At 61.6% G+C, this 23,777-nt stretch carries 17 protein-coding genes; 14 read left to right on the top strand and 3 right to left on the bottom strand.

Annotated elements, in window-relative coordinates; genetic code table 11:
• Positions 1-66 precede the first annotated feature (66 nt).
• From ACQZ6J_RS16350 to ACQZ6J_RS16360, 3 genes are all read left to right on the top strand, one after another.
• Positions 67-3,693: a hydantoinase B/oxoprolinase family protein gene (locus ACQZ6J_RS16350; RefSeq protein WP_449084835.1), complete on the top strand. Its 3,627-nt coding sequence runs from the start codon at positions 67-69 to the stop codon at positions 3,691-3,693.
• Between the two features lie 86 nt (positions 3,694-3,779).
• Positions 3,780-4,307, top strand: a complete 528-nt coding sequence (locus ACQZ6J_RS16355) for a winged helix DNA-binding protein (RefSeq protein WP_449084836.1) — start codon at positions 3,780-3,782, stop codon at positions 4,305-4,307.
• 303 nt (positions 4,308-4,610) lie between these two features.
• A complete protein-coding gene (locus tag ACQZ6J_RS16360; RefSeq protein WP_163985691.1) occupies positions 4,611-5,441 on the top strand; it encodes an MBL fold metallo-hydrolase in 831 nt (276 codons plus the stop codon).
• A gap of 138 nt (positions 5,442-5,579) precedes the next feature.
• Here the strand turns inward: ACQZ6J_RS16360 and ACQZ6J_RS16365 are convergent, their stop codons facing one another.
• Positions 5,580-6,326 (bottom strand): polysaccharide deacetylase family protein, encoded by a 747-nt coding sequence (locus tag ACQZ6J_RS16365; protein ID WP_163985690.1) that lies wholly within the window; start codon positions 6,324-6,326, stop codon positions 5,580-5,582.
• Complete coding sequence (locus ACQZ6J_RS16370; RefSeq protein ID WP_449084837.1) at positions 6,316-7,413, bottom strand: glycosyltransferase family 4 protein; 1,098 nt, start codon at positions 7,411-7,413, stop codon at positions 6,316-6,318. The genes ACQZ6J_RS16365 and ACQZ6J_RS16370 overlap by 11 nt, the downstream gene beginning before the upstream one ends.
• A gap of 200 nt (positions 7,414-7,613) precedes the next feature.
• Here ACQZ6J_RS16370 and ACQZ6J_RS16375 point away from each other — a divergent pair, with 200 nt between their 5' ends.
• Together ACQZ6J_RS16375 and ACQZ6J_RS16380 are read left to right on the top strand one after the other, a co-directional pair.
• Positions 7,614-9,338: an adenylate/guanylate cyclase domain-containing protein gene (locus tag ACQZ6J_RS16375; protein WP_449084961.1), complete on the top strand. Its 1,725-nt coding sequence runs from the start codon at positions 7,614-7,616 to the stop codon at positions 9,336-9,338.
• 81 nt (positions 9,339-9,419) lie between these two features.
• The gene (locus tag ACQZ6J_RS16380) at positions 9,420-10,298 is read left to right on the top strand and encodes an FkbM family methyltransferase (RefSeq protein ID WP_449084838.1); all 879 of its coding nucleotides are present in this window, start codon (positions 9,420-9,422) and stop codon (positions 10,296-10,298) included.
• Between the two features lie 12 nt (positions 10,299-10,310).
• On the opposite strand, the gene ACQZ6J_RS16385 is transcribed toward ACQZ6J_RS16380, so the two are convergent.
• On the bottom strand, positions 10,311-10,790 hold the full coding sequence (locus ACQZ6J_RS16385) for a class I SAM-dependent methyltransferase (RefSeq protein WP_163985686.1): 480 nt from the start codon (positions 10,788-10,790) through the stop codon (positions 10,311-10,313).
• 145 nt (positions 10,791-10,935) lie between these two features.
• Between ACQZ6J_RS16385 and ACQZ6J_RS16390 the strand changes: the two genes are divergently transcribed.
• The 9 genes from ACQZ6J_RS16390 (at position 10,936) to ACQZ6J_RS16430 (ending at position 23,683) form a co-directional block, all read left to right on the top strand.
• Positions 10,936-12,111 (top strand): DUF3095 domain-containing protein, encoded by a 1,176-nt coding sequence (locus tag ACQZ6J_RS16390; protein ID WP_449084839.1) that lies wholly within the window; start codon positions 10,936-10,938, stop codon positions 12,109-12,111.
• A gap of 355 nt (positions 12,112-12,466) precedes the next feature.
• Complete coding sequence (locus tag ACQZ6J_RS16395; RefSeq protein WP_449084840.1) at positions 12,467-13,831, top strand: adenylate/guanylate cyclase domain-containing protein; 1,365 nt, start codon at positions 12,467-12,469, stop codon at positions 13,829-13,831.
• A gap of 132 nt (positions 13,832-13,963) precedes the next feature.
• Positions 13,964-15,871, top strand: a complete 1,908-nt coding sequence (locus ACQZ6J_RS16400) for an ABC transporter ATP-binding protein (protein WP_449084841.1) — start codon at positions 13,964-13,966, stop codon at positions 15,869-15,871.
• Positions 15,868-17,784 carry an ABC transporter substrate-binding protein gene (locus ACQZ6J_RS16405; protein ID WP_163985682.1) on the top strand — a complete coding sequence of 639 codons (1,917 nt, stop codon included), beginning with the start codon at positions 15,868-15,870 and terminating at the stop codon, positions 17,782-17,784. Before ACQZ6J_RS16400 ends, ACQZ6J_RS16405 begins: the two co-directional genes overlap by 4 nt.
• Positions 17,777-18,775 (top strand): ABC transporter permease, encoded by a 999-nt coding sequence (locus ACQZ6J_RS16410; protein WP_163985681.1) that lies wholly within the window; start codon positions 17,777-17,779, stop codon positions 18,773-18,775. The genes ACQZ6J_RS16405 and ACQZ6J_RS16410 overlap by 8 nt, the downstream gene beginning before the upstream one ends.
• Entirely contained in the window at positions 18,772-19,947 is a 1,176-nt protein-coding gene (locus ACQZ6J_RS16415; RefSeq protein WP_163985680.1) for an ABC transporter permease subunit, read from the top strand. The genes ACQZ6J_RS16410 and ACQZ6J_RS16415 overlap by 4 nt, the downstream gene beginning before the upstream one ends.
• A gap of 102 nt (positions 19,948-20,049) precedes the next feature.
• On the top strand, positions 20,050-21,264 hold the full coding sequence (locus ACQZ6J_RS16420) for a glycosyltransferase family protein (protein ID WP_163985679.1): 1,215 nt from the start codon (positions 20,050-20,052) through the stop codon (positions 21,262-21,264).
• Positions 21,265-21,275: 11 nt separating this feature from the next.
• Positions 21,276-22,541, top strand: coding sequence for a glycosyltransferase family 4 protein (locus ACQZ6J_RS16425; RefSeq protein WP_449084962.1), 1,266 nt, complete (start codon positions 21,276-21,278; stop codon positions 22,539-22,541).
• A complete protein-coding gene (locus tag ACQZ6J_RS16430; protein WP_449084842.1) occupies positions 22,523-23,683 on the top strand; it encodes a glycosyltransferase family protein in 1,161 nt (386 codons plus the stop codon). The genes ACQZ6J_RS16425 and ACQZ6J_RS16430 overlap by 19 nt, the downstream gene beginning before the upstream one ends.
• The last annotated feature ends 94 nt before the right edge of the window (positions 23,684-23,777 follow it).

The following is a 23,777-nucleotide window of genomic DNA, read 5'->3' on the forward strand; positions in this document are numbered from 1 at the left end:
GACAAAACGTTGACGATTTATCGATATATTATCATTGTTATTGATGTCGTTCTGCTGGAGGCGGATTTGTCGGAGAACACTTCGGGTCGTTGGGATTTCTGGATCGATCGCGGCGGCACCTTTACCGACGTTGTCGGGCGCGATCCGTCCGGCGCTCTCCATGCCCGCAAGGTCCTGTCGGAAAATCCCGATGCCTATCGCGACGCAGCCGTTCACGGTATTCGCCTGCATCTCGGCCTCGGCAAGGGCGAGCCGGTTCCGGAGGGGACCATCGGCGAGGTCCGGATGGGGACTACCGTCGCCACCAACGCGCTGCTCGAGCGCAAGGGCGAGCGCCTTGCCCTGGTGACGACGAAGGGCTTCAGGGATGCCCTGCGCATCGGCTATCAGGAGCGCAAGAAGATCTTCGCGACCGAGATCGTCAAGCCGGAAGCGCTTTACGAGGATGTCGTCGAGATTGAGGAGCGGGTGCTTGCCGATGGCACCGTCGAGCTTGCCCTGGACGAAAAGGCAGCCGAAACGGCGCTGCGCGACCTTCTCGCCAAAGGCTATCGCTCGCTGGCGATCGTCTTCATGCATGCCTACAAGTTTCCGGCCCATGAGGCCGCCGTCGCCAGGATCGCCAGATCCATCGGCTTCGAGCAGGTCTCCGTCAGCCATGAGGTCTCGCCGCTCATCAAGCTCGTCGGGCGCGGCGATACCGCGGTGATCGACGCCTATCTCTCGCCCGTGCTCGGCCGCTATATCGGCCAGGTCTGCGATGAGCTCGATGTTGAGCGCACCGGCGCGCGCGTCATGTTCATGATGTCCTCGGGCGGGTTGACGGCAGCCGATATGTTCCAGGGCAAGGATGCCATCCTCTCAGGCCCGGCCGGCGGCGTGGTCGGCCTTGCAAAGACCGGCGAACAGGCGGGCTTTGCCAATGTCATCGGCTTCGACATGGGCGGCACCTCGACGGATGTGGCGCATTTCGACGGCGAATACGAGCGGGCCTTCGAGACGGAAGTGGCCGGCGTCCGCGTCCGCGCGCCGATGATGCTGATCCATACCGTGGCCGCAGGCGGCGGCTCGATCTTGCATTTCGACGGCGATCGTTTTCGCGTCGGTCCGGATTCTGCCGGCGCCTTTCCGGGGCCGGCCTGCTATCGCAATGGCGGCCCGCTGGCGGTGACCGACGCCAATGTCATGGCCGGCAAACTGCTGCCGGAATTCTTTCCCTCCATCTTCGGCCCCGACCAGGATCAGCCGCTCGACGTCGAGACGGTGCGTGGCAAGTTTGCCGAACTCGCTGCCGAGATCGGCGACGGCCGCAGCCCGCAGGACGTCGCCGACGGCTTCATTCGCATCGCCGTCGCCAATATGGTCGAGGCGATCAAGAAGATCTCCGTGCAGCGCGGCTATGACGTGACGCGCTATGCGCTCAATTGCTTCGGCGGCGCAGGCGGGCAGCACGCCTGCCTGGTTGCCGATGCGCTCGGCATGAAGAGCATCCTCCTGCATCCGATGTCCGGCCTTCTTTCCGCCTACGGCATGGGGCTTGCCGATATCAGGGCAACGCGCCAGAAGGCGCTCGGCGTCCCGCTCGACGCCGCCGCCCCGGCCGCCATCACCGCCCTTGGCAGCGAATTGCGCGGCGAATGCCTGCCCGAGCTGGAAGCGCAGGGCGTTGCGACGGCTGAGATCAAGACCGTCCAGCGCGCGCATATCCGCTATGCCGGCACCGACACCATTCTGGCGGTGGAGACGACCTTCCCCGAGGTTGATGACCCCGCGCGGCTGCGCAGTCAGTTCGAGACGCTGCACAAGCGCCGCTTCGGCTTCGTTGCCGAGGACAAGCCCTTGGTCGTCGAGGCCGTGGAGATCGAAACGATCGGCGGCGCGGCGGCCGATATCGCGGTCAAGCTCGAAGCGACCGGAGAGGGCGAGGCGCGGGCCGCAAGGCGCACCAGCTTCTATTCCGGCGGCGAGAGCCATGATGCGGCCGTTGTCCTGCGCCATGCGATCGAGCCCGGACAGACCGTCACCGGCCCGGCCATCATCATCGAGCCCAACCAGACGATCGTCATCGAGGACGGCTGGCAGGGGCAACTGACGCTCAAGGATCATATCGTCCTCAAGCGCATCAAGGCGCTGCCGGAGCGCAATGCCATCGGCACCAAGGCCGACCCCGTCATGCTGGAGATCTTCAACAATCTCTTCATGTCCATCGCCGAGCAGATGGGCATGACGCTGCAGAACACCGCCTATTCGGTCAATATCAAGGAACGGCTGGATTTCTCCTGCGCCGTCTTCGACGCGCAAGGCAATCTGGTCGCCAACGCGCCGCATATGCCGGTGCATCTGGGGTCCATGGATGCGTCCGTGGCAACGGCTATTCGCGAAAATCCGATCATTCATCCGGGCGACGTCTTCCTGATCAATGCGCCCTACAATGGCGGCACGCATCTGCCCGATCTCACCGTCTGCACGCCGGTCTTCGACGATGCCGGCAAGAGCATCCGTTTCTGGGTCGCCAGCCGCGGCCACCATGCCGATATCGGCGGCATTTCGCCAGGGTCCATGTCGCCGCTCGCCACCCATATCGAGGAAGAAGGCGTCTATATCGACAATTTCAAGCTGCTCGATCGTGGCCGTTTCTGCGAGGAAGAGCTGACGAAGCTGCTCACGGGTGCCCGCTATCCGGTGCGCACGCTCGCGCAGAATGTCAACGATCTCAAGGCTCAGGTTGCCGCCAACGAAAAGGGCGTGGCCGAGCTGAAGAAGATGATCGCGCTCTTCGGCGAAGATGTCGTCGACGCCTATATGGGGCATGTTCAGGACAATGCGGCGGAAAGCGTGCGCCGCGTTCTCGACCGTCTGTCGGATGGCGCGTTCACCTACGAAATGGATCAGGGCTGCAAGATCGTCGTCAAGATCTCGATCGACAAGGACAAGCGCGAGGCGACGGTCGATTTCACCGGCACATCACCGCAGCGGCCGGACAATTTCAACGCGCCGCAGCCGGTGACGCGCGCGGCCGTGCTCTACGTCTTCCGCGTTCTCGTCGAGGCGGATATTCCGATGAATGCCGGCTGCCTCCGGCCGATCCGGATCATCATTCCCGAAGGCACGATGCTGACGCCGAAATATCCGGCCGCCGTCGTCGCCGGCAATGTCGAGGTCAGCCAGGCCGTGACCAACTGCCTGTTCGGTGCTGTCGAGGCGCTCGCCGCGGCGCAAGGCACGATGAACAATCTGACCTTCGGCAACGACGTCTATCAGTATTACGAGACGATCTGCTCCGGCGCACCGGCGGGACCAGGCTTCAACGGCGCCGATGCCGTGCATACGCACATGACCAATTCGCGGCTCACCGATCCGGAAATCCTGGAGACGCGCTTTCCGGTCGTGCTGGAAGATTTTCACATTCGTCCGCATTCCGGCGGGCGCGGCAAGTGGAATGCCGGCAACGGCACGCAGCGCACCATCCGCACCCGCGAAAAGCTGGAATTCGCTATCCTGTCGGGTCATCGGCGCGTGGCGCCCTTTGGCGTCAAGGGCGGTGAAGCGGGGCAAACCGGCCGCAACTACGTCCGCCGCAACGATGGCACGATCGACGAGCTGATCGGCTCGGCTCATACCGTGCTCGAGGCGGGCGAGGCTTTCACGGTCGTTACCCCCACCGGCGGCGGCTACGGAAAGCGGGACGAATAGGAACATGACGGCGAGGCCGGACGGCAATCGACCGCCCGGCCTCGGCAGTCTGCAGGTGCCTTGATCCGGTTCTGAGGAGTTTTCAGGTGACGTCTGAGGAAAAGAGTGAACGACGCGAATTGATCGTATCGTCAGCCCATCTTGCAGGCGGCAGTTCGCCGGCCTTGTCCGAGCTGGAATATGGATCGATCCTCTTTTCCCATGCCTTCAATCGCTGGCTGGTGCGCTGCATGGCGGCAGCCGGCGTGCCCGGTCTTTCGCCGGTCGAGATCCTGATCATCCATTCCGTGCGACATCGCGACAGGCCGAAGACGCTCGCCGATCTCTGCCTCGTGCTCGACATCGAGGATACCCATGTCGCCAATTACGCCGTCAAGAAGCTGGAGGCGGCGGGGCTCGTCAAAAGCGGCAAGGCCGGCAAGGAAAAGACCATCCGTGTCACCGACAAGGGCCTGGACGCGTTGAGGCGGTATACCGAAATTCGCGAGCGGCTGCTGGTGGAGGCGACCAAGGTGTCAGGCCTGTCGCAGGACGGTCTCTCGGATATCGCCTCGCATCTCCGGGCTCTCTCCGGCTATTATGAACAGGCCGCGCGGTCGGCGGCAACGCTGTAAGGCGGCGACAAGGGCGCAGGCCCATTGCCAGTGCCTGCCTTGTCGACACCGGCGGGTCCGCCGCAGTCATGATCTCGTGATAGAGCGCAGAAGCGGGGCGTCAACCCGGCCCTTATCTATTTTGTCATACCATACCTATATTAGGTCTGTGCGATCCGTTGGCGGCCATCCGCCCAACGATCAGCGTCGGCCGGACGATGGGATCCAGTTTTTACCACCGCGCGACTTTTGGAATTTGCTGGCTTCGCACGATAGCAAAAGTGTGCTTTTTTTGACCGAAAGGGGAATGGTGTAAAAACTTCCATGAACAACGATAGTTTCGAGCTGAAGTTTTGGGGCGTGCGGGGGAGTATCCCTGTATCGGGACCGGAATTTGAGCGGTACGGCGGGAATACGTCATGCATCGAGTTACGGCATGACGGCAGGCATATCTTATTCGACGCCGGGACCGGGTTGCGCGAAGCGGCCGCGTCGCTTGCGAAAGAGGGGGTTCGCGATATCGATCTCTTCTTCACCCATTCGCACTACGATCACATCATCGGTCTGCCGTTCTTCAACGCGATCTACGATCCGCGCGTCAGCGTCGATCTCTGGTCGGGCCATCTGGCCGGCAAGACGACGACACGGCAGATGATTGGCCAGTTCATGCGGCCGCCGTGGTTCCCCGTCGAGCCCGATATCTGTCGCGCCGAGATGAGCTTTCGCGACTTTGCCGCAGGCGACACGCTGAAGCCGCATCCGGGCATCGTCATTCATACGGCGCGGCTGAACCATCCGGGCGGGTGCATCGGCTATCGCATCGAATGGTCCGGCCGGGTCATCGCCATGGTCTACGATACCGAGCACGTAGCCGGGCAACTGGATGAAGCCGCGCTAGCCTTGATGGCCGACGCCGATCTCGCGATCTACGACGCGACCTACCTCGAAGCCGAGATGTCGAAATATCTGGGCTTCGGACATTCCACATGGCAGGAGGGCGTCAAGCTCGCCAAGAAGGCTGGCGCCAAGCGGCTTGCCCTTTTCCATCACGCGCCCGGCCGCACGGACAGCGAGCTCGACGAGATGCAGCGCGACGCGCAGAAGAGCTTTCCCGAAGCGTTCGTCGCCTTTGACGGACAATCGCTGCAGCTCTGAGGGCCCGCCGCGACAAGCCGAAGCTGCGGATCGATGCCGGAGCGGGTCCGCGCTTAACGGAACCGCGGACCCGCTCTATCTCCTTGCTTTTACGCGATTCCAGACGGGAAACCGCCGCTCACTTTTCCCGGAATTGTTCTAATGTACGAACTCTCCGACCGGCCGCCATTCGATGGCGGCATGGCCGGCCGTTTCCTCAAACAGCGTCTCGACGAGACTCCAGGCGAGATCGTCGTGGACGAGATGATGCGTCATCACGCCGATAGGCTCGTCATTGCCGTCGAAGCGGTTCTGAAGTTCTTCCACGAGGCGCCCGATCACTTCGTCATGCGGTAATCCTCCGCGCGCGCCATGCCATCTCATGATGTCGATATGCGTGTTGATGAGACCGATGGGAGCCTGCCTTGCCAGTCCGAAGACGGAAACGGCGCGATAGCCGAAGGGAGCGAGGTGTGGCAGCAGCGCGTCGTCGATCCTGTTCCATGGCGGCACCAGCAACGGAACGAACTGCGAGGGATAAAGCGCCTTCAGCTTGTCGAAGCCGCGGTGAAGCTCGTCAAGCACGACTGCCTGGGGCCTGTGCAGGCCGAGTTCCTGCTTCTTGGTGTCGTCGGGAGCATAGTTCCGGTGTGTCCAGCCATGCACCGTGGCCGTGATGCGGTCTTCGCGGGCCAGCCGTTCGGCCAACGCTTCTCCGGTAGGGCCGGGGATGATCGCCAATGCCATTGGCACATCGAAACGATCGGAAAGCGACAGCAGCCGATCGAGGGCAGGGGTCGGTTCGATAGCGTCGTCATCACGGAACCAGAACTTCGCCTTTCGTCCGGCGTCGCTCCATCGCCGAAGCTCGTCGCGCAAGGGCTGCCATTCGGCCTTATCGCTCATAACAGGTATCTCCCAGATAGTTTCGAAGAATGGTTTCAAGACGCTTCGACGCGGCGGTCAAGGAGCGCTCTTGGCGGACGAAGTCGTAGGCTGCGTCCGCCATCGTCTGCCGTCGGGTCTGATCGTTCAAAAGCTGGGCGATGGCCTGGGCATAGGCATCAAGGTCGCCTTCCGGCGTCAGCAGGCCCGTCCCGCCGGCCATCACCACTTCCGGCACGCCGGCCGTCGCCTGCGCGATCACGGGCAGGCCTGCTGCCTGTGCCTCGAGGTAGGCAAGGCCGTACGCCTCGTTGCAGCCGGGCCAGACATAGAGGCCGGCCGTTGCAAGTTCCCCGGCGATCTCGGCGGTGGAGCGTTCCCCGCGCCAGATGATCCGGCCTTCGCCGAAGGTGGAGAACAGCGACCTTACCTCGGCTCGCATCGGCCCGTCGCCGATGATGGTCAGACTCCAATCCTGATCGCGGATGATATCGAGCGCGCTTGCCAGCATGGCATAGCTCTTGAACTTATCCCCCTTCCTGAGCATGGCGACGGTGATCAGCCGCCGTGGATCCGGCAGGTGGCGTGAGAAGGGCGCAATATCGATGAAGGGCAGGAAGCGCTCGTAGCGGCCATCGGGGATTGCATCCGACAAGCCGATCCGGTCCCGTTCGGTAAAGCACAGGTTGACGGCGGCAAGCCGCACCGCATCGGCAACCAGGCGCTGGTTTTCACCCCAGCCATTGTCGTCATGGCGGCGGGAATAGGAAGCTTCCGCCGTAACATAGGGAATGTTGATCTCGCGGGCGATTCGCGGGCCGATGAGATCGGGCGTCTTGTAATAGGGATGATAGGTGAACCAGAGGTCGGGCGGCTGCTCGCCTTGCCAGCGCTCCCGCAACCGGATGAGTTCCTTCTCGGCCAACAGGGCAATCCCCGCCAGCGATCCCGCCTCGGGCGTCGGCGTGAAACTGCGCAGTTCGGAGGCGATCTCGACCTGATGTCCCGCCATTTTAAGCGCCGCGATGATCTGCCGTGCCATCAGGCGGTCGCCGGACGGGACAGGGTGGCTGGGAGACTTCAAGGGGGCGTAGAAGGCGATCTTCATGCTGCCGGCACACGGTTGACGATTAAGTGATGGCACGAGCCCGAATTGTGAGAGGATTGCCCGAATTCCGACCGGTTGCGTGACAATAAGGTCCCTGCTTCAAAAGGCCGCATTCTCGACAGCATGCGGAGTTGCGGCTAGATGAGTAGGCGATAGCCGTTTTCCCACCTGTTGTGAACGGGCAATATACATTGGGTTTGATGACCAGCGAGGCAAGAAAGCCAATCATTTCCGACCGTCTCGTGCGAAAGTTCCGCCTTGGCTCGGGTCTGGTCGTTTTTTCCTTCGTGATCATGCACCTGGCCAATCATTCTCTCGGGCTGATTTCGATCGGCGTGGCCGAGCGCGCGCAACACTGGTTCCTGGTGGTTTGGCGCAATCCCGTGGGAACTGCGCTTCTTTACGGGGCATTGATCGTCCATATCTCGCTGGTGCTGCGGCTGCTGTATATGCGCCGGACGCTGGTCATGCCTGCGGGCGAGGCCTTCCAGATCGTCACCGGCCTTTTGGTGCCGCTGCTCCTGATCGATCATATCGTCGGCACCCGCGTCGTCCACGAGGTTTACGGCTACCACGACACATACCGGGCCATCGTGCGCACTTTGTGGATAACCTCGCCCGTTATGGGCGTACGTCAGTCGCTCGTGCTTCTGGTCGTATGGCTTCATGGCTGCATCGGCGTTCATTTCTGGCTGCGGTATCGTTCCTGGTACATGACCATCGCCCCTGTCATGCTGGCCTTCGCCATCGTTTTGCCGGTTCTTGCCTTGCTCGGCTTTGCCGCTATGGGCAAGACCGTTGCGCATGAGGCAGCCCAGGAGGATGAGCGCGGCTACCCCGGCGGCTATTACAGCGACGTGCGAAGCTACGGCGAGGCCGGTTCCGCGCCGGGTAACCGGATGACCGAGGCCACATGGCCATATCGGGCCGGGTTCTACGGCGCCTTCAGCCTGTCGATCGTCACTCTCTTTGCCTTTCGGGCGCATCGCAGGCTGCGCGAACGGCAGCACCAGGTCGCCATCCGCTATGCGGGCGGAGAGGTGGTGCATGCGCCGCGCGGCTTCAGCGTCCTCGAGGCAAGCCGCCTCGGCGGCATTCCGCATTACTCCGTCTGCGGGGGCAAGGGCCAATGCTCGACGTGCCGTGTCCAGATCGTCGAAGGCGCCGAAAACCCGCCGCCGCCGGAGCCGATGGAACAGAAGACGCTGAACCGTATCGGTGCCACCCCGGATGTCCGGCTTGCCTGTCAGCTGCGCCCGACGGGCAACATCAGCGTCATCCCCCTCCTGACGCCGATGGCGGAAGCGACGATCCCCGTCTACAGCCAGACCGCCAGCCCCGGCCGCGAACGCGAGATCGTGGTCTTCTTCTGCGATCTGCGCCACTTCACGTCGCTGACGGAATCGCGCCTGCCCTTCGATATCGTCTTCCTGCTCAATCGCTATTTCGCCATCGTCGGCCGCATCATCGAGGAAAATGGCGGCCGGATGGACAAATTCATCGGCGATGGCGCCATGGCGCTCTTCGGTCTTCGCACGACCCCGAAGGAGGCCAACCGCCAGGCGTTGAAAGCGGCCGCCGCGATCATTCAGGAAATCGACAAGCTCAGTGCCGAGCTGGCCGATGAGCTGGCCGCCCCTCTCGAAATCGCCATCGGCCTTCACACCGGCTCGGCCGTTGTCGGTTCCATGGGATATGGCAGCGTCAAGAACGTGACGGCGATCGGCGATACCGTCAATGTCGCCAGCCGGCTGGAAAGCGTTGCCAAGGAATTCAACAGCGCGCTCGTCTTTTCCGAGCCGGTCGCACAGCTTTCCGAGGTCGATACCGCCGGTGTCGAAAGCCGCGAGATCGCCGTTCGCGGCCGTGGCGAGCCCTTGCGGGTTTATATCGTTTCGAAGGAGGCGAGCGGCCGTTTCGCCTGACGATCCGGATAGCGAACCGGCGGCGCATCCGCCGATGTTCTCCGTTTGCAACGGCAAGGCCCTCGTGTAGGGATGCTCCTCATGTTCGACCGCAAGTTCCTCTCGAAAAAATACTGGAAACGTGCGTTCCGTAGGAAGCGGGATGCGATCGCCGTGCGCCTGTTCGACACGCGCCTGGGCCGGGACATCCTTGTCAGCGCGCTCGGCCCGCGCGTCAGGACCGTGACGGTGGATTGCGGCGATCATGTCCTGAGCTTCTCGCCGGCCGACTACATCGGCCGCAAGGTCTTTCGCAAAGGTCATTTCGAGCGCGACCACGTCGATCGGCTGCTGGGCGTGCTGCGTGAACGCGGCCTGTTGCGCAAGGGCTCGGCCCTGCTGGAACTCGGCGGCAATATCGGCACGCAGACATGCTATTTTGCTCTCAGCGGCGCGTACGGACGTCTCGTCACTGTCGAGCCGGATCCGCGCAATTTCCGGCTGCTGTCGATCAACATCGCCGACAACGGCCTGGAGGGGAGAGTGACCGCGGTCAACTGCGCCGCCGGCGACCGCGAAGGGCAGCTCGACTTCTACCTCAATCGTAAGAACCATGGCAAAAGCAGCGCCTTGCGCCAAAGCCCGACTGACGAAAAGATCTCCGTCCCGGTCCGTCCCGTCCCGGATATTCTTCTGCAGGCTGGTATCGATCCCGCCGATGTCGGGCTGATCTGGATGGATATCGAGGGCTATGAGCCGGTGGCCTGCCGCTCGATGGTCGCGCTGATGGCCCGCAAAGTGCCGCTCTACATGGAATTCACGCCGGCCTTCTACGGCAAGGATCAGACCAGAGGCTTCATTGCCGATCTCGCCGCGCACTACAGCGAATGCCTCGCCTTTTTCGAAGATGGCGAGCGGGCCATGAAAGTGATCGAGCTGCCCACCGAAGGCGAGCAGTTCGACGTTCTGTTTCTGGGGTGAGGCTGAACCGTTCTATCGGCGGCGATAGATGAAATAGCGCCCTTCCTTGACGCTCGAGGGCAAGGGCAGTGCCTGGAGATCGGGGTGATCGAGAGGAAGGCCGCTGACCGCGAGCCCCCCCGATGCCAGCACGCCGGCCATGATCTGAGGCAGCCAGGTCAGCGTCACCGCATCCTTGTCTTCGTAGCCGGTGCCAATATCGGCATGGGCAAGCGAGGCGTTCGCGCCGACGAAGGTCCTGGCCGTATCCTTGATCTCGCCGAGAATGAGATTGTCGGCCGATGGCATGGAGGGGCCGTAGGCATTGGCCGCGCGATCGAATGCGACGATGCGGCGATCCTGGAAGAGCTCGCGCAGATGGTCGAATGTACGGCCATTGCCGAGACCCAGTTCCAGCACGGGGCCATCGATCGCCCTGACCTCATCGGCAACGGCATTGAGGATGTCGCGTTGTGCGCTCAGGCGGCGAATGAAACTATCCAGGCGGCTCATCGTATCTGAAGTATCCTTGGCGTGTTGTGCCTCTCCGTCAGCGGGAGTAGCACGGCCTGCATCGTGGCGTCGACCGTCGGCTGGCTTTTCGATGCATTTGCTGTAGGGATAGATTGTCGCGGCGCTCACTGAAGGGGGAAACGTCATGGCCGGGCCATCCAGAGATGATTTCTTCCATGGGATTACGGGCTTCACCCGTTTCGAGGGCGTCACCGATGGCGCCAACTATCAGCCTCTGCCGGATGACTGGCTGATTGCGATCGCCGATATTGTCAGCTCGACGAAGGCGATTGCCGCCGGCCACTACAAATCCGTCAACATGGCGGGCGCGAGCGTGATTTCCGCCGTGCTTAACGCCCTGGACAGGGGCGACTATCCCTTTGCCTTCGGCGGGGATGGTGCGTTGGTGGCCATTCCGCCAACGGGAGAGGAGCGGGTTCGCCGGGCGCTTGCCGCCGTTCGCGGCTGGGTGATGGCGGAACTGCATCTCGATCTGCGCACGGCTTTGGTGCCGATGAGCGCTATCCGCGGCGAAGGCCTCGATGTGCGGGTCGCCCGCTTCAGCCCGAGCGACTATGTGTCCTACGCGATGTTTTCCGGCGGCGGGACGAGCTGGGCGGAAAAGCAGATGAAAACAGGGCACTTCATCGTCGAAGCGACGACGACCGACAGCGAGCCGGACCTGACGGGCCTTTCCTGCCGCTGGAACCCGATCAAGGCGCAGAACGGCGAGATCGTTTCCATCATCGCCATTCCCGGCGATGCCGGCAATGGCCCGAAGTTCCGGCAGCTGGTTGCCGATATCATCGCCATTTCCGCCGAACAAAATCGCGACGGCCATCCCGTACCCGTCGAGGGGCCGACGCCGGCGCTCAACTTCGATGGTGTCGACATGGAGGCGCGCGCCGCTGTATCGCCCCCCCATCGCAGGTGGCGCAAGCTCGCCATCGACGCCCAGATTGCGCTTGTCTGGGTGCTCGACAAGTTCGGCGTGAAAACGGCAACCTTTGATGCCAAGATCTACCGGCGCGATCTTGCCGCGAATTCCGATTTCCGCAAATTCGACGATGGCCTGAAAATGACCATCGACGTCGATGCCGCGCATCGCGCCCGCATCGAGGAGCGTTTGCGCCAGGCCGAGGCTGAAGGGATCTGTCGCTACGGGCTGCACCGGCAGGACAGCGCGCTGATGACGTGTTTCGTGCCCACTCCGCTCATGCGGGATCATATGCATTTCATCGATGGCGCAAGTGGAGGGTATGCGATGGCGGCCATGGCCTTGCGGCAGAAGAGGCCGCCTGAGCTGGCCGCAGGCGAGTGACTTTTCGGATAGCACCTGCAGCTGGCACGGGTCGTGGACTTGATTTTCTCGATCACTGTTATTTTTGCCCATTGTTTCAGCGGCATATGCGCCTTATCTGAAAGAGAACAAAACGAGAGTCGCTGCTTGCTGCGGCTGTCATCTGCTGCATTTCGTGTGCGGGGGCGCGGGAAAACGCAGTCGAATTTTCTGATGTCGATGCTCTCTGGTGAAAGAGGGTGTCGATGATTTAGCATGATGGTTTCATCCGGCCTTACCGACAGGCCGGAGGTTCTGGAAATGGGCGCCGGCGAAATCGTCGGCGTTTCATGGCCGGGACGGGGCATCAGGCACTGCAGGATAGGCCGCGGGGATAATGACTATTCATTCGAATGTTTCTGATATTCTTCTCGATAAAGTGGCGGAATGGTTGACGCAGGCTGCGTTGACCGGCGAAAATCTCGAGACCATCGTTCGAGGCTTCTGCGAACGCATGGCGGCGACGGGAATGCCGATCGCCCGCGTGCATCTCACCTTTTCCATGCTTCACCCGCTTTATGACGCGCTCGGTTTCACCTGGCGGCGCTCCGGCGGTCTGACGATCGAGGGCTACCGGCATGTGAACGAGAAGCCGGAGCGCTTCATGCAGAGCCCCTACTACTATCTTCTTTCCAACAATCTTCAGCATCTGCGCCGCAGGATCGATGTGGACGGCGCGGTCGAGTTTCCGATCTTCGAGGACCTGCGCAGGGAGAGCGTCACCGACTACATGGCCTTCGTACAGACCTTCGGCGCAGGCTCGGTCCAGGGCATGATGGGCTCCTGGTCTACAGATAGTATCGGCGGGTTCAGCGAGGATATGATCGGCGCTTTGATGCGCATGCAGAACCATCTGGCCATGGCTGCCAAGATGGCGGTTCTCGGCAGGCTCGCCAACAATATGCTGACCACCTATCTCGGCGGCGACGCCGGAAAGCGTGTGCTGAATGGGCAGATCCGCCGCGGTGACGGCGAGACCATCCGTGCGGCGCTGGTCATGGGCGATATGCGGCAATCGACCGTCTATGCCGAAAAGGAAGGGCGTCAGGCCTATATCGATACGCTGAACGAGTTCTTTGACGCGATCGCAGCCCCGTTCAATCGCAACGGAGGCGAAATCCTGAGCTTTCTCGGTGACGGGTTTCTCGCCGTCTATCCGTGCGGACGGCACAAGGACCCGTCCAAAGTGGCCTGCGAGGCGGCTTTGTCGGCTGTTTTCGAGGCGCAGCGTCGTGTCGTTGCGCTCAACAGCGACCGCCAGTCGCGCGGCCTGAGCGAGGTCCGCTACGGAATAGGCCTTCATGTCGGCAACGTCATGTTCGGCAATGTCGGATTGAAGGACCGATTGACGTTCTCGGCCTTCGGGGCAGCCGTCAACGAGGTGGAACGGCTGCAATCCCTGACCAAGAAATATTCGACCGAGGTCGTCGCGAGCCAGGCATTCTCCAGCTACACCGATTGCGAATGGGGAAAACTCGGCGAAGAGAAGCTGCGTGGCGTGCGCCAGCGCTTTACCGTCGTCTACCCGAAAGCCGCCACCGCGGCCAATGGCGCGATGGAAATCTTTCAGGAAACGGCGGCGGACAGCCTGTCGGAGGCTGAACAGGTCATTCTGTTGCACAGGGACGCCAAGAAGTTCGAAGGGCGTGTTCAAGTCGAAAATCTGACCTCGCGGCCCCTGTCGTCCCCCGGTTCAGCATAGACCGATATATCACTGGAAAGACGACAGTTTTTTTAAAGTCTCTGCATTGCTTTGACCAGCTAGACACCCGTTATGGCCTACGTTAGTGTGCCGCGAAGGCCACAAAGGTCATGTGAGCGGGAAGTAATATGTATGGCGTCAGGGACTGATCTACTGCGTATCGAGGACCTCGACGTCTCGTTCTCCCTTTATGGGGACAAGCTGCGCGTCGTCAAAAATGCCAGTCTGAGAGTGCTTCCCGGCAAGGTCACCGCTCTGGTCGGCGAATCCGGCTCCGGCAAATCGATCATCAGCCAGTCGATCATGGGAATCCTTCCGGCGCCGGCAACGGCGACCGGCCGAATACTGTTCACCGATCCGCTCGACGGCCAGACCACCGATCTTCTTCAGCTGCCGCGTGACGGCGTGGCCATGCGCAGGCTGCGCGGAGCACGCATCGCCAAGATTTTTCAGGAGCCGATGACGTCGCTGTCGCCGCTGCATACGGTGGGAAACCAGATCAGCGAGGCGCTCCGTATCCACAGTCCCGGCATCAGCAAGGCTGAGCAGCGTGAGAAGACCGAGGAAATCCTAAGCCTCGTCGGCTTTCAGGATCCCTTTCACACCTTCGACAGATATCCTTTCGAGCTCTCCGGAGGCATGCGCCAGCGCGCGATGATCGCCATGGCGCTGATCTGCAATCCGGCGCTCCTGATTGCCGACGAACCGACGACGGCGCTTGATGTCACCATCCAGGCTCAGATCCTCGGCCTGCTGCGCAATCTTCAGCAGACCTTCAACATGGCGATGCTCCTCATCACCCATGACCTTGGCGTCGTCGCCAACATGGCCGACGAGGTCGTCGTCATCTATCACGGCGAGATCATGGAGGCGGGGCCGGTCGAAACCATCTTCCGCCAGCCGCAACACCGCTATCTCAAGGCTCTGATGTCGGCGGTGCCGCATTTCGACATGAAGCCCGGCGAGCGATTGAAGTCCCTGCGGGATGTCCCCGTCAATCTCGGCACCTTCTCAGGCAAGAAGAAGCTGATCGGTAACGGTTCGAGCGCCACGGCTTCAGCGCCCGATGTCATGCTGAGCGTGCGCAATCTGACCAAGACCTACACCTCGAAGGCCGGCGGCCTGTTCGGAACGCGGGGTGGCGGAAAGTTCCGGGCGGTCGACGATGTCAGTTTCGATATCCGCCGCGGCGAGTGTCTCGGCCTGGTCGGCGAAAGCGGCTGCGGCAAGACGACGGTGAGCAAGATCCTCATGCGGGCCATCACGGCCGACAGCGGCTCCGTCAGCTTTGATGACGGCAGCGGCAAGATCGACGTCCTCGCCGTCAAGGGCGATGAACTGATGGATCTGCGCACGAAGATACAGATGGTCTTCCAGGATCCGGTCTCGTCGCTTTCGCCACGCATGACGATCCGCAACATTCTGAGCGAGCCGCTGGAAATCCATGGGCACGGCGACAGCGCCGAGCGCAAGGAAAAAGTCAAGGCGCTGATGCAGGCGATCGGCCTCGACAAGCACTATCTGAGCCGCTACCCGCACAGCTTCTCCGGCGGCCAGCGCCAGCGCATCGGCATTGCGCGCGCATTGGCGCTGGGGCCGAAACTTCTCATTCTCGATGAACCGGTCTCGGCCCTCGATGTGTCCGTGCAGGCGCAGATCCTCAATCTGCTCAAGGATCTGCAGAAGGAACTGGGCCTGACCTATCTGTTCATTTCGCATAATCTTGCCGTGGTCGATTACATGGCCGACCGGATCGCCGTCATGGCGCGCGGGCGCATCGTCGAGATCGCACCGCGGGAAGTCATCCTGCGGGAGCCCGTCCATCCCTATACGCGGTCGCTTCTGGCCGCCGTCCCGTTCCCCGATCTCGACCGGCAGCTCGATTTCTCCGTGTTGAACAGCGAAGGGCCTGCGGCCAGGCAGAAATGGGGGCCGCAATTTGCCGAGGGCGGCGAGGGAGAGCTTGCCTATGCCGATCTGGGCGGCGGGCATTTCGTTCGCGCCCGCCGGGGCGTCGATGCCCAGGAGCTGCGGAAATGATCGATCGGCGCACTTTCCTCGGCCTGTTGGCCTCCACCGTTCTGCCTCAGCCTGTTCTGGCGGCTGATGTCGACAACGAGCCGGAATATTTTGCCGAGTGGCTGAGGGCGGGCCAGATGCCGCATCTCGCCAAGCGCCTGCCGAAATTCCCGCGCATCGTCAACGTTGCCGCCATGGGCCGCACGCCCGGCCGATATGGGGGATCGGTACGCACGATCATCGGCAGCCAGAATGATATCCGCTTCATGACGATCTACGGCTATGCCCGTTTGGTCGGCTATGATCGCATGCTGACGCTGCAGGCGGATATTCTGGAGTCCTGCTCGGCGGTGAACGACATGGTCTTCACCTTCAAGCTGCGCGATGGGCACAGATGGTCGGACGGACACCCGTTTACGGCCGATGATTTCCGCTATTGGTGGGAAGACGTCATCCTCAACAAGCAGCTGACGCCCGGCGGGGGTGCGCTGGAGCTGCGCCCGCATGGCAGCCTGCCACGCTTCGAGCAGCTGGATGAACTGACGGTGCGTTACTCCTGGGACGATCCCAATCCGGATTTCCTGCCGAGCCTCGCCGCGCCGCAGCCGCTCGTCATCGCTGGCCCCGCGCATTATCTGAAGCAGTTCCATAAGAAATATCAGGACAGCATCCGCCTTTCCTCGCTGATGCAGGAAAACCGGGTGAAGAAATGGCAGGATCTGCACATCAAGATGGGTCGGGCCTATCGGCCGGAAAATCCCAATCTGCCGGTACTCGATCCCTGGCGGAACACGACGGCGCCGCCTGCGGAGCAGTTCGTTTTCGAGCGTAATCCCTATTTCCACCGCGTCGACGAAAATGGCCGGCAGTTGCCCTATATCGACCGCATGATCCTGAATATCAGCTCGTCTTCGATCATCGCCGCCAAGACCGGGGCGGGGGAAAGCGATCTGCAGGCCACCGGCATAGACTTCAACGACTACACCTTCCTGAAGGATGCGGAGAAGCGCTACCCGGTCAAGGTCAACCTCTGGAAAATGGCGCGCGGCTCGCGCATCGCCCTGTTTCCGAACTTGAACAGCGCCGATCCCGTCTGGCGGGACGTCATGCGCGACGTCAGGGTGCGGCGGGCCCTGTCGCTGGCGATTGACCGCCATGAAATCAATATGGCCGTCTTCTACGGCCTCGGAGCGGAGAGCGCCGATACGGTCTTGCCGGACAGTCCGCTCTACAAGCCGGAATATGCTTCGGCGTGGATCGCGCACGACCCGGATCAAGCCAATGCCCTGCTCGATGCCGCCGGTCTCGCCAAACGTGACGAAGATGGCATCCGCATTCTGCCGGACGGGCGGCGAATGGAGATCACCGTTGAGACGCCTGGCGAAAGCACGCTGGATTCCGACGTTCTGGAACTGATCACGGACCACTGGCGCAAGGTCGGCATCGCACTTTTCACCAGAGTATCGCAACGCGATGTCTTCCGTAGCCGCGCCATGGGCGGCCGTATCCTGATGTCGTTGTGGTATGGCCTCGACAACGGGGTGCCGACCGCCGACATGAACCCGGGCGAGCTGGCTCCCACCATGGACGACCAGATGCAATGGCCGCTATGGGGAATGTATTATCTCTCGCGCGAGACGCAGGGCGTGGCGCCGGAAGTCTCCGAGGCGGCCGAACTCGTCAAGCTGCTGCGCGAATGGGAAACGGCGGCGTCTTCCTTCGAACGGGCGGATATCTGGCACAAGATGCTGGCCATCTATACCGACCAGGTCTTCTCCATCGGCCTCGTCAACGCGACCCTGCAGCCGATCGTTCATTCGGCGCGCATGCAGAACGTGCCGGAAAAGGCGCTCTACGGCTTCGATCCGACCTGCTATCTCGGTGTCTATATGCCGGATACCTTCTGGATGAAGGGGGATGGGCAGAATGCTTAGATACATCCTCTGGCGCATCGCCGTGATGATCCCGACCTTGATCGTCATTTCGATGCTGGTCTTCACCATCATCCAGCTTCCGCCCGGCGACTTTTTCGAAAGCCAGATCGCCGAACTGCGGGCTCAGGGCGAGACCGCGAACCTTCAGGAAATCGAGAATCTTCGCCACGAATACGGGCTGGACCGACCCTTGCCGATCCAATATGTCCGCTGGGTCGCGGGCATGCTGCATGGTGATTTCGGCTATTCCTTCGAGTATCAGCTGCCGGTCTCGGATGTCGTCGGCGACCGCCTGTGGCTGACCATCCTCGTGTCGATGACGACGATCCTCGTGACGTGGTTGATCGCGTTTCCGATCGGCATCTATTCCGCCACCCATCAATATAGCTGGGGCGACTACGGCCTGACCTTCCTCGGACTGCTCGGCATCGCCATCCCCAACTTCATGCTGGCGCTGATCCTGATGTACTTCGCCAATGTCTGGTTCGGGGTATCGATCGGCCATCTGATGGACCAGAAATATCTGTCGCAGCCGATGAGCTGGGAAAAGGCACAATCGATCCTGTCGCATCTGTGGATCCCGGTCATCATCGTCGGCACCGCCGGCACTGCGGGCATGATCCGCCGCCTTCGCGCCAACCTGCTCGACGAAATGCAGAAGCAATATGTCGTCACGGCTCGCGCCAAGGGACTGCACCCCCTGAAGGCCCTGGTGAAATATCCGCTGCGGATGGCATTGAACTTCTTTGTCGCCGATATCGGCTCGATCCTGCCGTCGATCATCTCCGGTGCCGAAATCACGGCCATCGTGCTGTCGCTGGAAACGACCGGGCCGATGCTGATCAGGGCCCTGCAGAGCCAGGACATGTACCTTGCCGGCTCGTTCCTGATGTTCCTGGCCTTTCTCAACGTCATCGGCGTGCTGATTTCGGATATCGCCCTCGGCTTCCTTGATCCCCGCATCCGCTTGCAAGGCAGGAGCACGAAGTGAACTCACCCCTGCCACGCCCCGGCGCCCCCCTGGAGCACTATGTCTCGAATGCGGATTTCGATCCGGACCAGTTCGAGGCGATGTCTGCCGGTCAGCAACGCTACTACATGGCTTCGCAAAAGAAGCTGATGTGGTGGAAGTTCAAGAAGCATAGACTTGCGCTGGCGTCCGGCATCTTTCTGCTTCTGTGTTACGGGACGATCCTGATTGCGGAATTCCTGGCGCCCTACGGGCTGCATACCCGCAACGTGGACTATATCCATTCGCCGCCGCAGGGGATCCATTTCTTCGACAAGGGCGATTTCGTCGGTCCGTTCGTCTACGGCCGCAAGATGACCCTCGACATCGATACGCTGCGGCGGATCTACGCCGATAATCCCTCCGACGTGCAGCCGATCCGCTTTTTCTGCCGCGGTGACGCCTATCGCTTCTGGGGAGTGGTGGATTCGAACCTTCATCTGGTGTGCCCGGCTGTCGGCGGCCAGATGTATCTGCTGGGAACCGATCGCCTGGGCCGGGACGTGCTTTCGCGCATCATCTACGGCGCGCGCATTTCGCTCACCATCGGCTTGATCGGCATTGCCATCAGCTTCGTGCTCGGTATCGTCATCGGCGGTCTTGCCGGTTATCACGGCGGCCTTTTCGATCTTCTCGTGCAGCGGGTGATCGAGGTGCTGCAGTCGCTGCCGAGCCTGCCTTTGTGGATGGCGCTGGCGGCGATCATGCCCGTGAGCTGGAGCCCTATCATCGTCTATTTCGGCATTACCATCATTCTGGGCATTCTGGACTGGACAGGTCTTGCGCGCGCGGTACGCTCGAAGCTGCTATCACTGCGCGAGGAAGATTATGTACTCGCCGCCCAGTTGATGGGGGCAAGCACGCCGCGTATTATCGGACGCCACCTTGTTCCCGGCTTCATGTCGCATCTGATCGCCACGGCGACGATTTCGGTCCCCAGCATGATTCTTGGCGAAACTGCGCTGAGTTTTCTCGGATTGGGCCTTCGTCCGCCGATCACGAGCTGGGGAATTTTGTTGACCGAGGCGAGGAGCGTCAGCGTCATCGCCTTTTATCCATGGCTCCTTTTCCCTATGGTGCCGGTGATTTTGGTTATTCTGGCGTTCAACTTTTTAGGAGACGGCTTGCGCGATGCTGCCGATCCCTACAAATAGCAGGGTGAATGGCGAAGACAGGATTGCAATTCGAGAAGCGGACGTGGATGTCGTGTGCCGACAAACCACGTACATGACTTTCATCCCCCAGAGGTTTTGCCCATGAAGCGGCGCTTAGAAGATGCTCGAATCCTCATGTACAGCCACGATACGTTCGGTCTCGGCCATCTCAGGCGATGCCGTACCATCGCGCATGCGCTGGTAGAGGATTACCGCGGGCTGAACGTGCTGATCATCTCCGGCGCAACGATCGCCGGTGCTTTCGACTATCGATCGCGCGTCGATTTCGTCAAGGTGCCGAGCGTCATCAAGCTGCGCGACGGCGAGTATACGTCGATGGCAAGCCACGTTGCTCTGCAAGAGACGCTGAAGATGCGGCAGTCGATCATCCGCCATACGGCGGAGACCTTCCAGCCGGATGTCTTCATCGTCGACAAGGAGCCGATGGGCCTCAAGGGCGAAGTCGAGGAGACGCTGACCTATCTCAAGGCGCGGGGCACGACGCTCGTTTTGGGCATGCGCGACGTCATGGACGCGCCGCATCTGCTGGAAGCGGAGTGGAAGAAGAACAACGTCCTGCAGAAGATCGATCAGTTCTACGATCGCGTCTGGGTCTATGGACCGCCGGATTTCCATGATCCGCTTGTGGGCCTCGACGTACCGGCGGGCGTGCGCCGGAAGATGGAGTTCGTCGGCTTCCTCCAGCGCAGCGTTTCCACCCTGGGAACGAAGTCGGAGCATGTGCCCGACGAGGATTATATTCTGGTGACGACCGGCGGCGGCGGCGATGGTGCCGATCTGGTCAGCGATGTCGTCGGTGCCTTCGAGCAGGACAAGTCCCTGACGCAGAAGACGCTCATCGTCCTCGGCCCCTATATGCCGGCCAAGGAGCGTAGCCAGTTGCTGGAGCGCGCAAGCAAGGTCGACTGTCTGCAGGTGATCGAGTTCGACAACAAGATGGAAGAGCTGATCGCCGGTGCCAAGGCCGTCGTCGCGATGGGCGGCTACAACACCTACTGCGAGATCCTGTCCTTCGACAAGCCGGCGCTGATCATCCCGCGCACGCGTCCGCGCGAGGAGCAGTTGATCCGCGCGCAGCGGGCAAGCGAGCTCGGCCTCGTCGACATGCTGCTGCCGGAAGAGTCCGCCGATCCGAGCAAGCTTGCCGCAGCCCTGAAGCGCCTGGCGCACCGTGCGCCGCCGTCGGCGAGCAGCAGCAACATGCGTCTCGAGGGACTGGTGCATATTTCGCGCACGGTTGGCGAATGGTTCGATGATCGCGAGCGCTACCCGCCGCTATCGATCGTGGCCGAATAGATCGCCGGAAGCTGTCGATGCGGAAGAAAATACTGGTGGTCCTGAAAGGCTATCCTCGCCTATCGGAAACATTCATTGCGCAGGAGCTGCTCGGCTTGGAAAAGGCCGGCTTCGACCTGACGCTGATTTCGATGCGCAAACCCACCGACAAGAAGCGCCATCCGGTCCATGACGAAATCAAGGCGCGTGTCGTCTACCTGCCGGAATACTTGCACGACGAGCCGCTGAGGGTTTTGCGGGCATTCCTTGCCGGCATCGGCAAGCCGGGTTTCAAACCGCTCGTGAAGCAGTTCTGGGCCGACCTGAAACGGGATCTCACCCCGAACCGGGTGCGCCGTTTCGGGCAGGCCCTGGTGCTGGCGCATGAATGGCCCGATGGCGGTGAGTGGCTGCATGCCCATTTCATCCACACGCCAGCCTCGGTGACGGCCTATGCCAGCATCATGACCGGCATTCCCTGGACATGCTCGGCCCATGCCAAGGATATCTGGACCTCGCCGGACTGGGAGCTTTCGGAAAAACTGGACCGGGCCCGCTGGGCGGTGACCTGCACGCGCACCGGCTTCGAGCACATGCGCGATCTGATCGCCGAGGGCGACAAGGTGCATCTAAGCTATCACGGCCTGGATCTCGATCGCTTCGGCCCCTTCGCCGGTGGACACTCCAATCGCGATGGCACGGACACCTCCGATCCCGCCTTCATTCTCAGCGTCGGGCGCGCCGTGGAGAAGAAGGGATACGATGTGCTGCTGAGGGCGCTGGCGTTGTTGCCCGGCGATCTGAACTGGCGTTTTACCCATATCGGCGGCGGTGACGGCCTGTCGAAATTGAAGGCCCTGGCCGACACGCTCGGCATTGCCGGCCGCATCACCTGGAAAGGCGCACTCGCGCAGGAAGACGTGCTTGCCCACTATCGCCAGGCCGATATTTTCGCGCTTGCCTGCCGGGTAGCGGCCGACGGCGATCGCGACGGCCTGCCGAATGTGCTGGTGGAGGCATCGAGCCAGCGTCTCGTCTGCGTCTCCACCAATGTCTCCGGCGTCCCCGAACTGCTTGACGATGGCGAAAACGGCCTCGTCGTTCCCTCTGAGAATCCGCAGGCGCTCGCCGCCGCACTGGAATCGACCATTCGCAACCCGGCGCTGCGCCTGAGACTTGGCGAGGCGGCCGAACGGCGGGTGCGTGAGCATTTCGATTATCACGCCAGCATCCGGCAGTTGACGCGGCTGTTCGAGGAGCAGTGGCAAAAGGAAGATCAATGGCGGAAATCCGCATGACGGCCTCGCATTCTTCGCCCTTGCGTGTCTTCTTCTACGTTCAGCATCTGCTCGGCATCGGCCATCTGGCGCGGGCCAGCCGCATTGCCAGCGCCTTGGCAAGCGACGGTTGCCAAGTGACGGTCGTGACAGGCGGCTTGCCGGTGAACGGATTTCCCGGCGCGGACGTGATCTCCGTCACATTGCCGGCCGTGGTTGCCAGCAGCGCCGGTTTTTCGGGCCTTGCCGATCAGTCCGGAAAGCCCGTCGACGAGGAGTTTCTGTCTCGCCGCCGCGACCTGCTGCTCGATGCGTTCCGGCAGGCTGAACCCGATGTCGTTGTCATCGAAGCCTTTCCGTTCGGCCGCAGGCAGATGCGGTTCGAGCTTCTGCCATTGCTCGACGCCATCGCCAAGGCCGATCCGAAGCCGAGGCTTTATACCTCGGTGCGCGATATTCTGCAGCAGCAGAAGAAGCCGGGGCGCGACGAAGAGACGGTCGGCCTCCTTCGCGATCACTTCGATGGCGTCCTTGTTCATGGCGATCCGCATTTCGTCCGGCTGGAGGAGACCTTTCCCTTGACCGGAGCGATCGCCGACAAGATCGTCTACACGGGTCTGGTCGCACCGACCTTGCCGCCGGAGCCGACCGAAATCTTCGATATCGTCGTCTCGGCAGGCGGCGGGGCGGTCGGGCGTGACCTGATCCGCGCGGCGCTGGAGGCGGCAGGCCGCGTGGCGGCCGATCGCCGCTGGCTGTTGATTGCCGGGCCGAACCTGCCCGAGCAGGATTATGCGGATATCGCCAGAGACGCGCCCGGCAATGTCGAGCTTGTTCGCTTCCGCAAGGATTTTCCATCTCTCCTGCGGGGAGCAGCGCTGTCTATTTCGCAAGCCGGCTACAATACGGTCGGCGATCTTCTTGTCACCGGATGCCGCGCCATTCTGGTCCCCTTCACGGCAGGCGGTGAAACCGAGCAGTCGGTCAGGGCCGAGCGGCTGGAGAAGCTGGGCCTTGCCTTGGCCTTGCCTGAGGCGGGATTGACCGCCGATTTGCTGACAGAGGCCGTGAAGACCGCTTTGTCGCGACCCAAGCCAAACGACACGGACATCGATCTGGGCGGTGCCGCCAGAACATCCGCCATCTTGCGCCAATTCGCATAGGCAGGCACTGCGGCCATCGGAGATGTCCGGTCGCTTTATCCTCCTAGATTCCTGCAATCTTGTGATATAAATCAGCAAATCGATGAATCGGGAG

The organism is Rhizobium sp. A37_96 (assembly GCF_053521765.1).